The sequence below is a fragment of the Pseudomonas sp. Pse35 genome, assembly GCF_024519715.1.
Lineage (GTDB): Bacteria > Pseudomonadota > Gammaproteobacteria > Pseudomonadales > Pseudomonadaceae > Aquipseudomonas > Aquipseudomonas paracarnis.
Map to the genome: position 1 here is coordinate 1 of NZ_JALJRP010000033.1, position 17,922 is coordinate 17,922.

Annotated in this window: 14 protein-coding genes and 1 tRNA gene; 3 read left to right on the forward strand and 12 right to left on the reverse strand. The window is 60.6% G+C overall.

Features of this window, described 5'->3' with window-relative positions; all coding sequences use genetic code 11:
- The first annotated feature begins 212 nt into the window (after positions 1–212).
- Positions 213–1,991: an acyl-CoA dehydrogenase C-terminal domain-containing protein gene (locus tag OC445_RS22145; protein WP_057976569.1), complete on the forward strand. Its 1,779-nt coding sequence runs from the start codon at positions 213–215 to the stop codon at positions 1,989–1,991.
- Between the two features lie 226 nt (positions 1,992–2,217).
- On the opposite strand, the gene OC445_RS22150 is transcribed toward OC445_RS22145, so the two are convergent.
- Positions 2,218–3,117 (reverse strand): LysR family transcriptional regulator, encoded by a 900-nt coding sequence (locus OC445_RS22150; RefSeq protein WP_034128841.1) that lies wholly within the window; start codon positions 3,115–3,117, stop codon positions 2,218–2,220.
- 209 nt (positions 3,118–3,326) lie between these two features.
- On the opposite strand from OC445_RS22150, the gene OC445_RS22155 reads away from it, so the two are divergent.
- Together OC445_RS22155 and OC445_RS22160 are read left to right on the forward strand one after the other, a co-directional pair.
- Complete coding sequence (locus OC445_RS22155) at positions 3,327–4,589, forward strand: aspartate aminotransferase family protein (protein ID WP_054896784.1); 1,263 nt, start codon at positions 3,327–3,329, stop codon at positions 4,587–4,589.
- 215 nt (positions 4,590–4,804) lie between these two features.
- Complete coding sequence (locus OC445_RS22160) at positions 4,805–4,963, forward strand: YqaE/Pmp3 family membrane protein (protein ID WP_003194776.1); 159 nt, start codon at positions 4,805–4,807, stop codon at positions 4,961–4,963.
- Positions 4,964–4,968: 5 nt separating this feature from the next.
- Here the strand turns inward: OC445_RS22160 and pqqE are convergent, their stop codons facing one another.
- The 11 genes from pqqE to OC445_RS22215 all read right to left on the reverse strand — a co-directional run bounded on the left by pqqE (position 4,969) and on the right by OC445_RS22215 (position 17,815).
- Complete coding sequence (gene pqqE, locus OC445_RS22165; protein WP_052200001.1) at positions 4,969–6,099, reverse strand: pyrroloquinoline quinone biosynthesis protein PqqE; 1,131 nt, start codon at positions 6,097–6,099, stop codon at positions 4,969–4,971.
- A complete protein-coding gene (gene pqqD, locus OC445_RS22170; protein ID WP_034128838.1) occupies positions 6,092–6,367 on the reverse strand; it encodes a pyrroloquinoline quinone biosynthesis peptide chaperone PqqD in 276 nt (91 codons plus the stop codon). Before pqqD ends, pqqE begins: the two co-directional genes overlap by 8 nt.
- Positions 6,364–7,116, reverse strand: coding sequence for a pyrroloquinoline-quinone synthase PqqC (pqqC, locus tag OC445_RS22175; protein WP_003194770.1), 753 nt, complete (start codon positions 7,114–7,116; stop codon positions 6,364–6,366). Before pqqC ends, pqqD begins: the two co-directional genes overlap by 4 nt.
- An 11-nt stretch (positions 7,117–7,127) precedes the next feature.
- Positions 7,128–8,039, reverse strand: coding sequence for a pyrroloquinoline quinone biosynthesis protein PqqB (gene pqqB, locus OC445_RS22180; RefSeq protein WP_057976573.1), 912 nt, complete (start codon positions 8,037–8,039; stop codon positions 7,128–7,130).
- Positions 8,040–8,110: 71 nt separating this feature from the next.
- The gene (pqqA, locus tag OC445_RS22185) at positions 8,111–8,185 is read right to left on the reverse strand and encodes a pyrroloquinoline quinone precursor peptide PqqA (protein WP_003194766.1); all 75 of its coding nucleotides are present in this window, start codon (positions 8,183–8,185) and stop codon (positions 8,111–8,113) included.
- A 158-nt stretch (positions 8,186–8,343) separates the two neighbouring features.
- Positions 8,344–10,719, reverse strand: coding sequence for a pyrroloquinoline quinone biosynthesis protein PqqF (pqqF, locus tag OC445_RS22190; protein WP_198791601.1), 2,376 nt, complete (start codon positions 10,717–10,719; stop codon positions 8,344–8,346).
- A gap of 48 nt (positions 10,720–10,767) precedes the next feature.
- Positions 10,768–11,562: a carbon-nitrogen hydrolase family protein gene (locus OC445_RS22195; protein ID WP_198791602.1), complete on the reverse strand. Its 795-nt coding sequence runs from the start codon at positions 11,560–11,562 to the stop codon at positions 10,768–10,770.
- A 10-nt stretch (positions 11,563–11,572) separates the two neighbouring features.
- Complete coding sequence (locus OC445_RS22200; protein WP_034128835.1) at positions 11,573–13,276, reverse strand: flavin monoamine oxidase family protein; 1,704 nt, start codon at positions 13,274–13,276, stop codon at positions 11,573–11,575.
- A gap of 147 nt (positions 13,277–13,423) precedes the next feature.
- Positions 13,424–13,870, reverse strand: a complete 447-nt coding sequence (locus OC445_RS22205) for an Lrp/AsnC family transcriptional regulator (RefSeq protein ID WP_003194755.1) — start codon at positions 13,868–13,870, stop codon at positions 13,424–13,426.
- 109 nt (positions 13,871–13,979) lie between these two features.
- A tRNA-Ile gene (locus tag OC445_RS22210) sits at positions 13,980–14,056 on the reverse strand.
- A gap of 15 nt (positions 14,057–14,071) precedes the next feature.
- A complete protein-coding gene (locus tag OC445_RS22215) occupies positions 14,072–17,815 on the reverse strand; it encodes a bifunctional diguanylate cyclase/phosphodiesterase (protein ID WP_198791604.1) in 3,744 nt (1,247 codons plus the stop codon).
- Between the last annotated feature and the right edge of the window lie 107 nt (positions 17,816–17,922).

Sequence of the window (17,922 nt, forward strand, 5' to 3'; positions counted from 1 at the left end):
AACGTCAACGATAACGCGTGCTTGCTGAATGAACGCGGCGCCTGTGAGTTTTTCGCGAGCAAGCTCGCTCCTACAAGAAGGCTCTTTGTGTGACTTGTAAATACTTAATGGTCACGAACGGACCCTATGTGTCTGAAAAGTTGTTCGGGTACACTCGACGTCTGTAAAACCGATCCTATCGAATTACTTTTCACGTTCTCACGAGGTTTGCCATGGCTGATTACAAAGCGCCGTTGCGTGATATGCGCTTCGTCCTCAACGAAGTGTTTGAGGTCGCTAATACTTGGGCCCAGTTACCGGCATTGGCAGACAGCGTTGACGCCGAAACCGTCGAAGCGATCCTGGAAGAGGCCGGCAAGGTCACCGCCAAATCCATTGCCCCGCTCAGCCGCGGCGGCGATGAGCAAGGCTGCCACTGGGCGGACGGCGCCGTGACGACTCCCGACGGTTTTCCCCAGGCCTACAGCACCTACGCCGAAGGCGGCTGGGTAGGCGTGGGCGGCGACCCGACCTACGGCGGCATGGGCATGCCCAAGGCGGTGTCGGCGCAGGTTGAAGAGATGATCAACTCGTCGAGCCTGGCTTTCGGCCTGTACCCGATGTTGACCTCCGGTGCCTGTGTATCGATCAACACCCACGCCAGTGAAGAACTCAAGGCCACCTACCTGCCGAAGATGTATTCCGGTGAGTGGGCCGGTTCCATGTGCCTGACGGAAGCCCATGCCGGTACCGACCTGGGGATGATCCGCACCAAGGCCGAGCCTCAGGCGGACGGCTCCTACAAGGTCAGCGGCACCAAGATCTTCATTACCGGTGGCGAGCACGACCTCACCGAAAACATCATCCACCTGGTGCTGGCCAAACTGCCGGACGCACCGGCCGGGCCCAAGGGCATCTCGCTGTTCCTGGTGCCGAAGTTCCTGGTAAATGCCGATGGCAGCCTGGGCGCGCGTAACCCGGTGAACTGCGGCTCCATTGAACACAAGATGGGCATCCAGGCCTCCGCCACCTGTGTGATGAACTTCGACGAAGCCGTGGGTTACCTGGTCGGTGAGCCCAACCGTGGCTTGGCTGCGATGTTCACCATGATGAACTATGAGCGCCTGGGCGTCGGTATCCAGGGCTTGGCTTCTGGCGAGCGGTCCTATCAGAACGCGATTGAATATGCCCGTGACCGTCTGCAGAGCCGTTCCCCGCTAGGCGCACAGGCCAAGGACAAGCCGGCAGACCCGATCATCGTGCATCCGGATGTCCGTCGTATGTTGCTGACCATGAAGGCGGCGAACGAAGGCGGCCGGGCGTTTTCCACCTACGTGGCGACGCAGTTGGACATCGCCAAGTTCAGCGACGATGCGCAGGCGCGCGAGCGTGCCGATAACCTGGTGGCGTTGTTGACGCCAGTTGCCAAGGCGTTCCTCACCGACCTGGGCCTGGAAACCACCGTACTCGGCCAGCAGGTGTTTGGTGGTCACGGTTACATCCGCGAGTGGGGCCAGGAGCAATTGGTGCGTGACGTGCGCATCACCCAGATCTACGAAGGTACCAACGGCATTCAGGCCCTGGATCTGATGGGGCGCAAGATCGTCGGCAGCGGCGGTGCGTTCTATACCTTGTTCGCCGATGAGATCCGCCAGTTCATCGCCGCATCGGGCCCTGAGTTGGCCGAGTTCACCAAGCCGCTGGGTGTGGCAGTAGGTAACCTGGATGAGCTGACGGCCTGGGTGCTGGACCGCGCCAAGAGCAATCCTAATGAAATCGGCGCAGCCTCGGTGGAATACCTGCATGCGTTCGGCTACATGGCCTATGCCTATATGTGGGCGCGCATGGCCAAGGCGGCGTTAGGCAAGGAGGGCGAAGAGGATTTCTACGCCAGCAAACTGGGGACTGCGCGTTTCTACTTTGCCCGCCTGTTGCCGCGTATCCACTCGTTGAGTGCATCGGTAAAAGCCGGTAGCGAATCACTGTTCCTGATGGATGAAGCCCTGTTTTAAGGGGGAAGAGGGCGTGTAAGCATTCTCTTACATGACGTGCTGCTAATCGTCCTCTATCGCCACATTGGATCCACGGCTAATCTACTTCACATGGACGTCGCGCAGGAAGCGCAAAGCAACAACACGGACACGTAGGATTCTGCCAGGACGGCGGAGTGAAATGGATGTCAGGGAAACAGTCTGCAAAGCCCCGCTTCGGCGGGGTTTTCTTTTGCCCGCGAAAAAGTCAGGCGGTTGCCGGCGGGGCATTCATCACGTCTTCCAGCAGGGTACGCAGCAACGCCACCGTCGCCTGCTGGCGTTGCACATCGCGGCATACCAATCCTACTTTCAGCGGTACCCTGGGCTCGCTCAAGGGTTTCCACAGCAGCGCCTTGCTGTTGTGTTCATCCTGGGACCGCCCAGGCAGCACGGTCGCCAAGCGGGTGTGAGGCAGGCTGTCGAGAATGCCCACCATGGTATTGAGTTCCGCCTGCACTTGCGGACGCCGCCCGAGGTTGGACAGTTGGCCTTGCCAGATCTGCCTAACCTGAAACTCTTCCCCCAGCAGCAACATCGGTAATTCGGCGGCTTGTTTGAGCGAGACTTTCTTGAACTCGCGCAACGGATGATCTTCGGGTATCACCACCTTCAACTCGTCTTCATACAGCAGCACGCCATGCAGGCCCGGCTGACGGGGTGGCAGGTAGCTGATGCCAATGTCGAGTGAGCCATTGAGCAACCGCCGCTCAATCTCAAGCCCGGTCAGCTCGTAAATCTGCACCACCAGATGGGGCTGGGCCTTGCGCACGCGCTCAAGCATCTGCGGTACCAGGCTGGTGTGCACGGTTTGCAGCACGCCGATGGCCAGGCTGCGCATGGCCTGGCCCTTGAAATTGCGCAGTGCCTCGACGGCTTGCTGCATACCATCAATGAGCGGTAATGCGTGGTTGTATAAGGTGTGGGCCGCCAAGGTCGGCAACAGACGCTTGCTGCTGCGTTCGAACAGGCTGACGTCGAGGTTCTGTTCCAGTTGGCGAACCTGTTGCGACAGCGCTGGCTGGGAGATCGACAGACGCTCCGCGGCGCGGCCTACGTGGCCTTCCTCATACACCGCGACGAAATAACGCAGTTGCTTGAAATCCATAAGGTTTGCTTATCGAAAAAGCTGGAAAATCGAAATGGCCGCTGGCCCCCGAGGCGCCTAGTCTAGCGCCTATTCGCAGGGCTTACAGGGCCGGATCGGACAATGAACAGCGTTTTTGTTGATAGCGTTTACATAGGCAAGGCAAAAAATCTGAAGGCCTCATTGGCAGGTGGCATCGACCAAGGTCAGGTTGCCAGCGGGGGGGAAGTGTGAACTTGTTCCGTCGCTGCGCGCCGAGTCTGGATGACCTGGTTGTGCATGCCCCGCGTGCAGATGTTTCCAGCCAGTGCCTGATGCCCACTGTGGCGCGCCCGCCCCAGGTGTTTGTACAGGGGCAGGGTTCCTGGCTTTCGGACGCTGACGACCGCGCTTATCTGGATTTCAGTCAAGGCGGTGGGGCCAACAGCCTGGGTCACAGTCCCCAGGCCGTACGCGACGCCATTGCCCAACAGATGCACACCGTGATCAACCCTGGCCTGGGTTTGCACAACCGCGCGCAACTGGATCTTGTCGATCGTCTGTGCCACCACACCTGCAGCGACCAGGCCTATTTGCTCAACAGCGGTGCCGAAGCCTGTGAAGCGGCCATCAAGTTGGCACGCAAGTGGGGCCAACTGCATCGCGGTGGCGCTTACCACATCATCACCGTAAACAATGGCTGTCATGGGCGGAGCCTGGGGGCGATGTCGGCGTCGGCTGTGGCCTGCGAAAACCGATTCGAACCGCAGTTGCCAGGTTTCAGCCAAGTGCCGTTTAACGATCTGCCGGCCCTGCATGCAGCGGTCGATGCGCAGACCGTCGCCATCATGCTGGAGCCGATACAAAGCGGCGGCGGTGTCCTCCCTGCGACAGAACATTACCTCAAGGGCGTCGAACGCCTGTGTCGTGAGCTGGGGATCCTGCTGATCTTCGACGAAGTGCAAACCGGTATCGGCCGCTGCGGCAGCTTGCTCGCCGAACAGCAATACGGCGTGCGCGCCGACATCATTGCCCTGGGCAAAGGCCTGGGCGGCGGTGTGCCCCTGGCGGCGCTGCTGGCGCGTGGCACTGCCTGTTGCTTCGAACCGGGCGAGCTGGACGGTACACATCATGGCAATGCACTGATGGCATCTGCGGGTATCGCAGTACTCGACGCTCTATTGGAGAACGGCTTTCTCGAGCACCTACGTGAATCGGGCTTGTACCTGGCAGAAGGCCTTGCCCGCCTCGCCTATCGCTACGGCCATGGGCCCTTGCGCGGCAACGGGCTGCTTTGGGGCCTGACACTGTCGGACGATTGCGCCGCTGCAGTGGTCAAGGCCGCGCTGCACGAAGGCTTGATTCTCACTGCCGCGCAACCTGACTGCCTGCGCTTTACCCCTGCGCTGAACATCAGCAAAACCCATATCGACGAAATGCTTCTTCGGCTTGCCCGCGCTTTTTCTCGGGTGCGTACCGCTCAAGTGCAATGCCGCAAGGGCATCGCCGTTTGACCCCAGTTTCCTGAACCGTCTCGCGGCATACGCGGCGCCTCCAGCCTGATTTTTTTGGCTGGGGGCGTTTTTTTGTCTGGGTAATTTCTGGCGTGAAAAGATGGTGGGAGATTCTGACCTGAGATGGCCCAATGCCAGAATCCACTGAACCCTCACGAACCGCCAAGGTCGATTAGCTACACGGCTCACACGAGCCGATTTTCTGGAGCTGACCCATGGACATCATTCGTATCATCATCGCCATTCTGCTGCCGCCATTGGGTGTGTTCCTGCAAGTAGGTTTCGGCGGTGCATTCTGGCTGAATATCCTGCTGACCCTGTGCGGTTACTTCCCTGGCATCATCCACGCGGTGTACATCATCGCCAAGCGTTGAGGCCCTCAGCCTTTTGCAATGAGCCTTGAGTTGCGCTCATTGCGAAAGGCAAGTTGCTCGATGGTCTGGGTGGCATGTTCGGCCTCTTCCCGCGCTTGCAGGATGATGCCGTGCTGCTCGGACTTGCTGCATACAGGGTCGGCATTGCTGGCGTCACCAGTGAGCATGAAGGCCTGGCAACGGCAGCCGCCGAAGTCCTTTTCTTTTTCGTCGCATGAACGGCATGGCTCAGGCATCCAGTCGTAGCCACGAAAGCGATTGAAGCCAAACGAGTCGTACCAGATGTGCTGCATGCTGTGGTCGCGCACATTGGGAAACTGCACGGGCATCTGCCTCGCGCCGTGGCAGGGCAGGGCGGTGCCGTCGGGTGTGACTGTCAGGAAGATGCTGCCCCAGCCATTCATGCAGGCTTTGGGTCGCTCCTCGTAATAATCCGGTGTCACGAAGATCAGCTTGCAAGGGTGGCCTTCGGCTTCCAGCTTGGCACGGTATTCATTGGTGATGCGTTCGGCGCGCACCAACTGCTCGCGGGTGGGCAGCAAGCCCACGCGGTTGAGCTGTGCCCAGCCGTAGAACTGGCAGGTGGCGAGTTCGACGAAATCCGCTTCCAGCGCAATGCACAGCTCGATGATGCGGTCGATCTTGTCGATATTGTGGCGATGGGTGACGAAGTTCAGCACCATCGGGTAGCCGTGGGCTTTCACCGCTCGGGCCATTTCCAGTTTTTGCGCGAAGGCTTTTTTGGAGCCGGCCAGCAGGTTGTTCACCTGTTCGTCACTGGCCTGGAAGCTGATCTGGATATGGTCCAGGCCGGCTTTCTTGAAGTCGCTGATTTTTTGTTCGGTGAGGCCGATGCCAGAGGTGATCAGGTTGGTGTAGAAACCCAGCTTGCGAGCCTCGCCGATCAGCTCGGCCAAGTCCTGGCGCACCAGCGGCTCGCCGCCGGAAAAACCCAACTGCGCAGCACCCATTTCACGGGCTTCGCGAAATACCTTGATCCATTGTTCGGTGCTCAGCTCTTTGCCCTGCTCGGCGAAATCCAGCGGGTTGGAGCAATACGGGCACTGCAGCGGGCAGCGATAGGTCAGCTCGGCCAGCAGCCACAGAGGCAGGCCTATGGCTGGCTTTTCAGGCAAGGGTGATCCAGTGCTCAGCACGGGCGACCTCCATGAATTGCTCGATGTCGTCACTCAGCTCTGGCACACCGGGGAACTGCTTATCCAGCTCGGCAATGATTGCCGCAACGTCGCGCTCGCCGTCGATCAGGCCACCGATCAATGCGGCGCTATCGTTGAGCTTGATCATGCCTTCGGGGTAGAGCAACACGTGGCCTTTCTGTGCAGGCTCGTACTGGTAGCGATAGCCCTGGCGCCAGGTCGGTTTTTTGCTGCGATCAAAGCTCATAGGGTGATCCCTTTATGCCATACCCGCTGTTCGGTCACGCTGTGATACGGCGGGCGTTTGAGTTCATAGGCCATGCTCATGGCGTCCAGCATGCTCCAGAGGATGTCCAGTTTGAACTGGAGAATTTCCAGCATGCGCTCCTGCCCCTCGCGGGTGGTGTAGTGCTGCAGGGTGATCGCCAAGCCGTGTTCCACATCGCGACGGGCCTGGCCCAGTCGTGTGCGGAAGTACTCGTAACCGGCCGGGTCGATCCACGGGTAATGCTGGGGCCAACTGTCGAGGCGTGACTGGTGGATTTGTGGCGCGAACAGCTCGGTCAACGAGCTGCTGGCGGCTTCTTGCCAGCTGGCGCGGCGGGCGAAATTGACATAGGCGTCCACGGCGAAGCGTACGCCGGGCAGCACCAACTCCTGGGAGCGCAGTTGGTCGGGGTCCAGGCCCACGGCCTGGCCCAGGCGCAGCCAGGCTTCGATACCGCCGTCTTCACCGGGCGCGCCGTCATGGTCGAGCAGGCGCTGGATCCATTCGCGACGGATTTCACGGTCTGGGCAGTTGGCCAGGATCGCCGCGTCTTTCAGCGGGATATTCACCTGATAGTAGAAACGATTGGCGACCCAGCCCTGGATCTGCTCACGGCTGGCGCGGCCTTCGTACATCGCCACATGGTAAGGGTGATGGATATGGTAGAAGGCGCCCTTGGCGCGCAGGGCCGCTTCGAACTCAGCCTTGCTCAACGGTGTGTCGGTCATTTCGATCGCTCCTACAATTCAATACTCATGCCGTCGTAAGCCACTTCGACATTGCGCCGCACCAGCTCCGCTCGCTCAGGGGAGTCTTCATCGAGGATAGGGTTGGTGTTGTTGATGTGGATAAGCACTTTGCGCTGTTTGGGCAGTTGCTCCAGCACTTCAAGCATGCCGCCGGGGCCGTTCTGTGCCAGGTGGCCCATCTCACGCCCGGTGCGGGTGCCGACGCCACGGCGCTGCATTTCATCGTCGTCCCACATCGTGCCGTCAACCAGCAGACAGTCACTGCCGGCCATGATGTCCAGCAGCGGTGCGTCGACCTTGCCCAGGCCCGGGGCGTAGAACAATTTGCCGTTGGTGCGCAGGTCTTCGACGATCAGACCGATGTTGTCACCGGGGTGCGGGTCGAAGCGGTGCGGCGAATAGGGTGGTGCGGCGCTGCGCAGCGGCAGCGGGGTGAAGCGCAGGTTGGGGCAGGCCGGGATGGTGAAGCTGGCGTCCAGTTCGATGCGGTTCCAGGCCAGGCCACCGTTCCAGTGGGTCAGCATGGTGAACAACGGGAAACCGGTGCTCAGGTCTTCGTGGACCATGTCGGTGCACCACACCTGGTGCGGGCAGCCTTCGCGCAGGCTCAGCAGGCCGGTGGTGTGGTCGATCTGGCTGTCCATGAGGATGATTGCGCTGATGCCGGTATCGCGCAGGGCGCGGCCCGGTTGCATGGGCGCAAAACCCTGGAGTTGCGCGCGGATATCCGGCGAGGCATTGCAGAGCACCCAATTCACGCCATCGTCGGAGATCGCGATGGACGACTGGGTACGCGCCTGGGCCCGCAGGCTGCCATCGCGAAAACCTGCGCAGTTCACGCAGTTGCAGTTCCACTGCGGGAAGCCACCGCCGGCGGCGGAACCTAGAATCTGGACAAACATGATCGCTCCATCAAGCACAGCTCAAAACAAAAACGCCCCGGGCGAACCGAGGCGTTGTGTCACTCAGCCAATTAACGGCTGGCGAAGTACATGGTGACTTCGAAACCAATACGCAGATCAGTGTAAGCAGGTTTGGACCAGGTCATATTCTTACTCCTATCAAGGGATGGGACGTTCACTACCAAGTAATACATATAGTCCACCTCCCATTGGAGATGTTCAGATATTGCTGCGCAATGTTACGCAATTTTATTCAAGTTAGCGCTGTCTCGGTGGAGAAAGCCTGTTGCAGGGTTGGCAATGATCACGGCGCTGCTTGCCAGTCGTCGCTGATGCGCGGCCCGTTGGCCACACATTGCCAGCCGCCTGCGGCGTTATTGAGTTGTTGCGCGGCGCGCTGCACATCCTCGCGCGTGCACGCTTGGATCAACTGTTGAATCTGATCCAGATAACCCGACGAATGGCCTGCCAGGTGCGCATGCCAGAGCAAGTCGGCAGCTTCGTTGATAGGCAGCGTCTGGGCCGCGAACTGCTGTGCGAGGGCCTGGTTACCCAAGTCGGGACTGCGCTCGATCAACGACGGCAGTTGCCCCAGGAAGGCCTGCAACTGTTGGACGATGCCGTCTAGGGAGATGGTGGGCGACTGCACCCCAAACAACAGGCCTGTTTGGCCGTTGATCTGTCGGATGCCGCTGAACACGGCGTAGCCGATTTGCAGTTCGACTCTCAAGCGCTGGTAGAACGGCCCCTGGAGCACGTGCCCGAGCAACCGCCAGTTGGCTTCATCGGCTAGGGATTGAGTCGGCGTCGGGCAGAATAACAGTAGCGCTGCTTCGCTGGATTCGGTGCTGACTGCGTGCCAGCGCTTTTGTCCGTCAAGGACGTGAGGTGTATAAGGCACGCTTGCCGGTTGCCCAGGCAGCCGGGCCGCTGCGGCTTTGATCGCGGCTTCACTGGCGGGGGGTAGGCCAGCGCCCAGCGCCTGCCAGCGCGCGGTAGCCCATGATGCTGTTGTCTCCTGAGGCTGGGGCTGAACACCCGCGCAGCAAGCGGGCAACGCCTTGAGCAGTTCGCGGATGGCGATCATCGGCACGGGAGCGGTCGGTGGCAAAGGTTCATCCGAGTCACTCAGACACCGCGCCAACGCTTCGAGCACCGCCGGCATGGGCTCGTGGAGGCCGTGCATCTTCACTTGCCAGTCAGTGGCGATCGTTTCGCAAGACAACTCGACGCCGGCCTGGCGTGCCTGTTCGCGCAACGGCCGCAACAGGCTTTCCAGCCCGGTGGGTACCGCCGAGTCAAACCGCCACTGCAGGTACAGCGCGCCTTCGCCAGTGTCCTCCGCCAACGCCTGGCTGAAGGTCAACGCTGACAGCTCCCGTCGGCCCCGTGAGCGATCCTGGGCAAAGGTGCGCAAGCCACGGTGGGCGCTGGTTTGGCCACGAATCAGGCCCGCGCGTTCTTCCTTGGCGGGCGCACGAAGCAAAGGGTTATTGGGCGGCAGTTGCCAAGGGTGCCGGGAGGCGGGCAGGTGCAGTGAGTCGAGCATGGCCTTGAGGACTGCGGCGCCTTGTTCCGACAGGTCTTGGGCATCGTTGCGCGCCAACGCCAGGGCGCCTTGGACCTGTTGCTGGCGAGCATTGAGTAAGGCGAACTCTTCGCGTAATACTGTCCAGTCGCTGTGTGCGAAGAAACTCAGCCAGTCGTGCAGCAACTCTTCGATCGACGTGGCCGGTTCGCGCGCGCTGCCGAGAGTGAAGTGGATATCCAGCACGGCTTGATCCGCGAATTGGTACAGCACGGACGCCTGCAGCGCGGTGGCCAGTCGTCGTGCTTGCAGCTCGGCGAGCAACCCACCGGCGGCCGAGGCGTTGAGCCAGGTGCAGAGAAACGCCAGCGCTTCCCGTGGCGCGTTACAGGTAATGACCTGATGCAGGTGTTGGCCGGCGACGTGCTGATAACGGTGTGCCGGGCCATGCATCAAGGCCGGTGGAGCGGCCTGGGGGTGCAATGGGCCGGGCGTCAGTTGGTCACTGAACTGCTGGGCCAAGGCCTGCAGGTCGGCCAGCGATTGTGGACCGGCGAGGCTCAAGGTCATCTGCCCGCTTTGATAAAAGCGTGCGTGGAACCCTCGCAAGGCATGCTGAAAGTCGTCGCTTTCCACCGGCAGGCTGTCGCGGTTGCCGGCATGAAAACCGCGCAGGGGATGATCCGCCGCCAAGCCTTGCAGCAGCGTCACTTGCTGTTGGGCCTTGGCATCCTGGGACCAGGCGATGAACTCCGCCTCCAGCACTTCGCGTTCACGTTGTTGATCGTCGAGGGCCAGGCGCGGGTGAGCCAGCATGTCCGCCAAACGCGCCAGCCCGTCTGCAAAAACCGGCACCGGCAGTTCAAAGAAGAACTCGGTGGTGCGCTCACGGGTGCTGGCGTTGACCTGCCCACCGTGGCGCTGCACGTAGGCCATCAGCCCTTCGCCGGCTGGAAAACGCTCGGTACCGAGAAACAACAAGTGCTCAAGAAAATGCGCCAGCCCAGGCCAGGCCAATGGCACGTCATGGCTGCCGGCAGCCACGTGTAAAACGGCGGCGCAGCGTTTCAAGCGTGGCGCATGGCGCAGGCAAACCCGCAGGCCATTGGCGAGGGTCAGGTGAAGGGGATGAGGGTGAACCGGCGCAGGCATGGGCACTTCCGAGGCGTGGGAAGTGCCTATGCTAGCAAACCCAATGGGTCAGGGCTTGTGCAGTGCGCCGTAGAGTTCGGCGCGACGGTCTTGCAGGTAGTGGTTGGCGGCGCGGGCGTCGACAATAGATTGGCGATCCAGGGTGCCGACGATCAAGGCTTCATCCAGGCCGGCCTGGGCAATTCGCTGGCCGTCCGGCGCGGCAATGCTGCTTTGCCCGCAGTAGTGAATCTCGCCTTCGTGCCCGCAGTAGTTGGCATAGGCCACAAAACACTGGTTTTCAAAGGCTCGCGCCCGCACGGTGACGTCGGCAACAAAGTCGAACGGCACCATATTGGCGGTGGGCACCAAAATCAGTTCGGCACCGGCGAGGGCCAGGCGCCGGGTGTTTTCCGGAAACTCCAGGTCGTAGCAAATCAGCATGCCCACCTTCCAACCGTTCAATTCCACCACCGGAAAATCATCGGGGCCGGCGCTGAACATCGAATGGTCAAGATCGCCAAACAAGTGGGTCTTGCGGTAGTTGCACAGGCGCGTGCCCTGGGCGTCGATCAACTGCACGGCGTTGTAGACCTGGCCGTCTTCGGCCCGTTCCGGGTAGCCATACAGGATCGCCAGCCCGGCACTTTGCGCCAGTTCGGCAATCGCCTGCGCCGATGGCCCATCCTGTGCCTCGGCCAGCGCGCCAACGGCTTCGGCGCCAATGTTATAGCCGGTGAGGAACATCTCTGGCAGCACCAGCACATCGGCGCCGTGTGCCTCATGGGCCAACTGGTGCAGGCGCTTCAGGTTGGCGGCCACATCCAGCGGCAGCGGCGGGCATTGGTACAGGGCGACACGCATGCTCAACTCCTTATTCTGCCAGGGCGATTGGCCCTATTTCATCGAACACGTCGCCTGGGCCTGGGTTCTCCGGGTGGGTGCTGCCACCGAAGTGGTTCATGATGCCCCATACCGCGTTGAGCGAGGTTTGTACCGCGCCTTCGACCCAGGCAGGCGTCCACGATACATCATCACCCGCGATGAATATCCCGCGTTGTTCGGCGGGCATATCCTTCTGCATGAAGTGCGCATACATCCGTTGGTTGTAACGATAGTGACCGGGCAAGGCACCTTTGAAGGCCCCGAGGAAATGCGGATCGGCCTCCCAGGATACGGTGATCGGGTCGCCGATGATGCGCGCCTTGATGTCGACTTTGGGGTAGATCTTCTTCAGTGCATCGAGGGCCAGTTTCACCCGCTTGTCGATGGGCTGGGGCAGCATCTTCAGCGCGTCGCTCATCCACGAGTAGGACAGGCAGATCACCCCCGGCTTGTCGTCGCCGTTATCGAACAGGTAGGTGCCACGGGTCAGGCGGTCGGTGAGGGTCATGCTCATCAGGTCGCGACCGGTTTGCGGGTCTTTGTCTTTCCAGAATGGGCGGTCAACCATCACGAAGGTTTTCGAGGACTGCATGTAGCGAGTGCGATCCAGGGCCATCCACATTTTTTGCGAGAACAGGGTTTCGTCGCATTCGATCTGGGTGGTCAGCAACCAGCTTTGGCAGGTGGTCAGCACCGCCGCGTATTCACGGGTGTCGCCATAGTTGTCGGTAACGGCGAAACGGCCATCGGCGGCGTGGGCGATGCGCTTCACGCCGGCCCGTGGCGCACCTCTATGCAGCGAGCTCAGGCTGGTACCGGCCGGCCAGTGGGCGCAGCGTTCCGGCACATGGCGCCAGATGCCCATGGGCACTTGGGCCACGCCACCGACGATCAAGTGTTGATGATCATCGCAGTTGGTCATCACCACGCGGAAGATTTCCAGCATGGAGTTGGGGAAGTCAGAGTCCCAGCCGCCGGTACCGAAACCGACCTGGCCAAACACCTCGCGGTGGTGGAACGACAATTTGGCGAAGGCTTTGGAAGTGGCGACGAAGTCGTAGAAGGTACGGTCATCCCACAGCGGCACGAGCTTGTTCCACAACTCTTTGAGGCGCGGCACGTCGCGGTCGCGGATCGCCTGCTGGATATCGCCGAACTGCGAACCGGCCTCCAAGGCGTCGGCCCAGGCATCGGCGACTTCCTGGAACAGTGCCGGTAAATCGGAAAGTTTTTGCGCGTAGTGAGTCTGGCCTTCCAGATCGATCACAGTGCTGCCGGACGCCGGCGTCAGCGGGTTGGGAAAGGGCTTGGTTTCCAGTCCCAGCTTGTCCACGTAATGGTAGAACGCCGTGGACGACACCGGGAACCGCATGCCGCCCAGCTCGGCGATGATGCCTTCGGCGCCTTCAAAGGCCTGCGAGCGCAAGCGGCCTCCCATCTTCGAGGCTTCATACACCACGGGCTTGAGCCCGAGTTTCATCAGCTCGTAGGCCGCGACCAGGCCCGCGATCCCGGCGCCGACGATCGCCACTTCGGCGCCGTGATTAGCCGCAGGAATACTGCCCAGCCCGGCGGGGTGTTCAATCCAGTCATCAAAGGCAAACGGGAAGTCCGGGCCGAAGATAGTGATGGGTTTCTTGCCGTCGCCCGGGTGGCGATTGGGTTTGCTGAGGGTGCTGGACGGAATGCTCATGGCTGACCTTACTGACGGCTCGGCGGGAGGAGGGCCCGTTGAGTATAGGAAAAGATGGCAGCCAGTTTAGGGAGCGTTGCGCTCGTTAATAAGACGCAATGTGTCGTCGGATTGTACTAGTTTTAGTCAATGTGACGAAGGTAGTGATCAGATTGGTTGTCCGCGATCCAGTTTGTTACTGAGGATGATCGAGGTGGTGGTTTTTTCCACGCCGTCGACACTGCCGATCTGGTCCAGCAATTGGTCCAGTTGCTCCGGCGAATCGGTGCGCAGCCAAGCCACGTAATCGAACTCCCCACTCACCGCGCACAGCTGCTGCACTTGCGCCATGGCGCTCAGCCTGCGCAACACCTCTTTGCCGGAGCGGGGTTGCACGGTAATGCCCACGTAAGCCTGCAACCCACCATCCGCAACGCGCTGGCCCAGGCGCACGCCGTAACCGGTGATGACCTGGGTTTTCTCCAGGCGGGCCAGACGCGACGTGACGGTGGTGCGGGCGATGCCCAACTGCCGGGCAAGCATGGCCACGCTTTCACGGGCATTGAGCTGCAGGGCGGCGATCAGTTGGCGGTCGATTTCGTCTAGGGCGGGCAAGGGGGGGCTCCAGTGCGGGGGCAATGGGCAAGCATGGTACAGGCTTGGCCTGGCTGAAAGAACCGTGATGCCAGATACGCAAAAGCCGCGCAGTGCGCGGCTTTGAGTATGGTGGGCCCAGTAGGACTCGAACCTACGACCAAGGGATTATGAGTCCCCTGCTCTAACCAACTGAGCTATAGGCCCTCAGTAGGTCGCGGATTATAGCGATGGTTTGTTCACTGTGCCATCCGAAAAATCCTTGTGCTGTGTACGAAGGAAGCTGGCGGCAAAAAGCTCCGGCGGCAGGGGCAGGCTGACGATGTAGCCCTGCATCTGTTCACACCCCTCGCTTGCGAGGAATGCTTGTTGTGCCGGGGTTTCCACGCCTTCGGCGATGATGGTGAATTGCATGCTGTGGCCAAGGGCGATGATGGCGCGCACGATTGCTGCATCGTGAGGGTCGTCGGGCAAGCCGCGGACGAAGGATTGATCGATCTTGAGGAAGTCCAGGGGCAGGCGTTTGAGGTAGCTGAGGGACGAGTAGCCGGTGCCGAAATCATCGATTGCCAGCTGCACGCCCAGACGCTTGAGTTGGTGCAACACCGCCAGTGCTTCTTCGGCTTGGCTCATGATGAAGTTTTCGGTGATCTCCAGCTGCAGGCAGCCGGGTTCGAGGTGGTAATCGCGCAGCAGTTGTTCGATGCGTGATAGCAGGTTGGGGTGACGCAGTTGCGCGCCTGCAAGGTTGACCGACAGGGGGCCGAAATCCTTGAAAGCCGCTTGCCAGGCGTGCAACTGCCGGCACGCCTGTTCCAGTACCCAGTCGCCGATTTGCAGGATCATGCCGTTCTCTTCGGCCAGGGCAATAAAGTGCTCGGGCGGGACCTCGCCCAAGGTCGGGTGGTGCCAACGGATCAAGGCTTCGGCGCCGATCAGTTGTTGGGTGACCAGGCTGCGTTTGGGTTGGTAATACAGGCTCAATTCTTCACGTTCGATGGCGCGGCGCAGTTCGTGCTCCAGCGCTACGCGTTCATTGGCCTGGGCGGTCAGGTCGCGGGTGTAGCGCTCGACCCGGTTGCGCCCCTTGGCTTTGGAGCGATACATCGCGGCGTCGGCATTTTTGACCAGGGTGGCGACGTCGGTACCGTCTTGCGGATACAGGCTGGTGCCGATACTGGCGCTGATAAAGAACTCATGCTCGCCGGCTTGGAATGGCGGGGTAAAACAGTCGAGCAGTTTGTTCGCCAAGTGCTGGGCGTCGCTGGCCTGTTGCAAGCCGGGCAGCAGGATGATGAATTCATCGCCGCCCAGGCGAGCAACGGTGTCCACGTCCCGCAACTGCTCCTTGAGGCGTACGGCGATGTCTTTGAGCAGCAGGTCGCCGACCGGGTGGCCGAGGCTGTCATTGATGTGTTTGAAGCGATCGAGGTCGAGAAACAGCACCGCGCCCTGTTTGCCACTTTCCTGCTGGCCGTTGAGTGCGGCCTGCAACCGGTTTTCAAACAGGGTGCGGTTGGGCAGGCCAGTCAATGGGTCGTGGTGGGCCTGATAATCCAGGCGGGCCTGGGCCAGCTTGAGGCTGGAGATGTCGGCAAACACAGCAACGAAGTGCGTGACCAATTGCTCGCGGTTACGCACAGCGCTGATGGTCAGCCAGCTCGGATACACCTCGCCGTTCTTGCGGCGGTTGGAGATCTCTCCTTGCCAGTGGCCATGGGTCGTCAACTGGTGCCACATCGCCGCATAGAACGCGCTGTCGTGCAGGCCGGAGGCGAGCAGGCGCGGGGTATGGCCAAGGGCTTCAACCTCGCTGTAGCCGGTTATCTCAGTGAAGGCGCGGTTGACGGCGCTGATGTTCTGTCGTGTGTCGGTGATCAAGACGCCTTCGGCGGTGCTTTCGAACACCGTGGCGGCCTGCTGCAGTTTTTCCTGCATCAACTGGCGTTCGGTGATGTCCCGGGCGATGGTCAGCATGCAATCTTCGTCGCCAATCGGCAGTGGGCGGCTGGACACTTCGCAGAGGCGAATCTGGCCATCGGCACGACGGATATGACAGATGAAATCGCGGACAAAGCCGTCGCGTTGCATCAATTCCAGCATGTGCTTGCGTTCGTTGAGGTCGACCCAGATGCCCAGGTCCAAGGCAGATTGGTCCAGTGAGGAGGCGCTGGTGAATCCGGTCAGGTGGCTGAAACCCTCGTTTACTTCGATCAGCAGGCCGTCGCTCTGGCGGCTCAGCAGTAAGCCATCTGGGGAGGCATGGAAGGCTTTGGCAAACTTTTCTTCGGAGGTTTGCAGTCGCTGTTGGGTTTCCTTGAGCTGGGTGATGTCCCGCACCACCACCACCAAGGCTTCGGTGGTGTCGAGTTGGAACGGCTCGGCTGAGATCAGCCCGGTAAAGGCCTGGCCATTGCTGCGCAGAAAAGGCATTTCCAGGTTGCGGATGCTGGTGGTCTGTACCCGTTGCAGCAAATCCGGGCCGCCCCCTTGAATGCCCCATATATTCAGGTCGGTGGCGGTTTTGCCTACCACCTCGTCGGCGCGCAGCCCAATCTGGTCCTCGAATGCCTTGTTGACCTCCAGCAGGCAGCCATCAGACATCCGGGCAATCACCAGGATGTCCGGGCACTGCTGAAACACCGAGGCAAATTTCTGCTCGGACAATTGCAGGGCTTCTTCGGTGCGCTTGGCTTCGCTGATATCGATCATCAGGCCGCGCAGCACTGGCTCGTGGCCGTGTTCGATCAGGCTGACAATGTCACGTACCCACAGGCAGCGGCCATCAGCGGTGATGACCCGGTAATCAATACTGTGATCACGGTTGGCACGAGTTTCCCGATAGCAATAGGCCTCGGCGCGGGTCAGGTCAGCGGGATGGATGATGTTGCGCCAGAAGCCTGGAATCAGCCAATGGGCGCGGGGATAGCCAAGTAGGTCTTCGGCATGGGGCGACACATAGCTGTAGGTGAAGTCGCTGATGCTTGCTTCCCAGGCGATGGCGGACAAGCTCTCCACCAAGCCGCGATAGTGGTACTCGCTGCTTCGCAGTTCTTGCTCAAGGGCGACCCGACGGGAAATTTCCGAGCTGAGCCGGCGATTGATCCGAATGACGATAGCCAGCACCGTACTCAACAACAGCACCGCTGGCAGGCCGTACGTGAGCAGATCAGCCCAGAAGGTGCGGTGATCGGTGAAGCTGCCGACCCAGTGTTGCTGGATTGCATCCGTTTCCGCTGAGCTGAGGTCGGCGAGGACTTTGTCCAGGATGCCCACCAGGATTTTTTCATCCCGCGGGACACCCATCGCCAGTTGGTAGCGGTAGGGCGTTTCGCCGCTGACGTACAGGCCGTCGAGCTTGAGTTGGCGCAGGCTCCAGACGCTGGAGGCGAGGTCGCCGACAACGGCATCCACTTCATCGGTGGCCAGGGCTTGCAGCGTCGAACTGACGTTGGGCAGGGCGACCAGATTCAGGTCCGGATGGTGGGTGCGGAGCAATTCATGGGGCGCGTAGTTTTCCACCACGGCAATTTTAAGCCCGTACAGATCCTTGAGGCTGCGTGGTTTCGCGCCGCCTTCATGGGCCAAGATGACGATGGGAAAGTCGAGATAGGGGCGTGTGAACGCCAGGAAGTTTTGGCGTTCGGGGGTGGACATGATGCCCGGCAGCAGGTCGAGCTGATTATTGCGGGCTTGTTCAAGCACTGCGGTCCAGTTCACCGGTTCGATCAGTTTGATTCGCACACCCAGGCGGTCCTGAAGCAGGCGTACGTAATCGGCTGCCAAGCCCTGATATCGGCCATTTTCATCGCGATATTCAAAAGGTGGCCAAGACGCATCCACGCCTAGGCGCAGCTCCTGATGGTCCGCCAACCAGCTACGCTCATCATCCGTAAGAGTCAACGCGCCAGCCGTTGCGGTCCAGGTCAGCAGCGACAGCAGTATCACGGTCGGCAATCTGGGCATAACGGTCTCGTTATGGCACGGGGAATGTCTCGAGTGTAGACGGGCATTGCGAGGGTGGGGTGGTGCGGGGCAGTTAATCTGTCAAAGCAATCGGTAGAAAGCAAAAC

Bases quoted from the DNA above. Each gene is read 5' to 3' on its own strand.
- OC445_RS22200 (WP_034128835.1), bottom strand. From the start codon at position 13,276: ATGAGCATTCCGTCCAGCACCCTCAGCAAACCCAATCGCCACCCGGGC.
- OC445_RS22145 (WP_057976569.1), top strand. From the start codon at position 213: ATGGCTGATTACAAAGCGCCGTTGCGTGATATGCGCTTCGTCCTCAAC.
- pqqB (WP_057976573.1), bottom strand. From the start codon at position 8,039: ATGTTTGTCCAGATTCTAGGTTCCGCCGCCGGCGGTGGCTTCCCGCAG.
- pqqC (WP_003194770.1), bottom strand. From the start codon at position 7,116: ATGACCGACACACCGTTGAGCAAGGCTGAGTTCGAAGCGGCCCTGCGC.
- OC445_RS22160 (WP_003194776.1), top strand. From the start codon at position 4,805: ATGGACATCATTCGTATCATCATCGCCATTCTGCTGCCGCCATTGGGT.
- OC445_RS22215 (WP_198791604.1), bottom strand. From the start codon at position 17,815: ATGCCCAGATTGCCGACCGTGATACTGCTGTCGCTGCTGACCTGGACC.
- OC445_RS22150 (WP_034128841.1), bottom strand. From the start codon at position 3,117: ATGGATTTCAAGCAACTGCGTTATTTCGTCGCGGTGTATGAGGAAGGC.
- pqqF (WP_198791601.1), bottom strand. From the start codon at position 10,719: ATGCCTGCGCCGGTTCACCCTCATCCCCTTCACCTGACCCTCGCCAAT.
- OC445_RS22195 (WP_198791602.1), bottom strand. From the start codon at position 11,562: ATGCGTGTCGCCCTGTACCAATGCCCGCCGCTGCCGCTGGATGTGGCC.
- pqqD (WP_034128838.1), bottom strand. From the start codon at position 6,367: ATGAGCTTTGATCGCAGCAAAAAACCGACCTGGCGCCAGGGCTATCGC.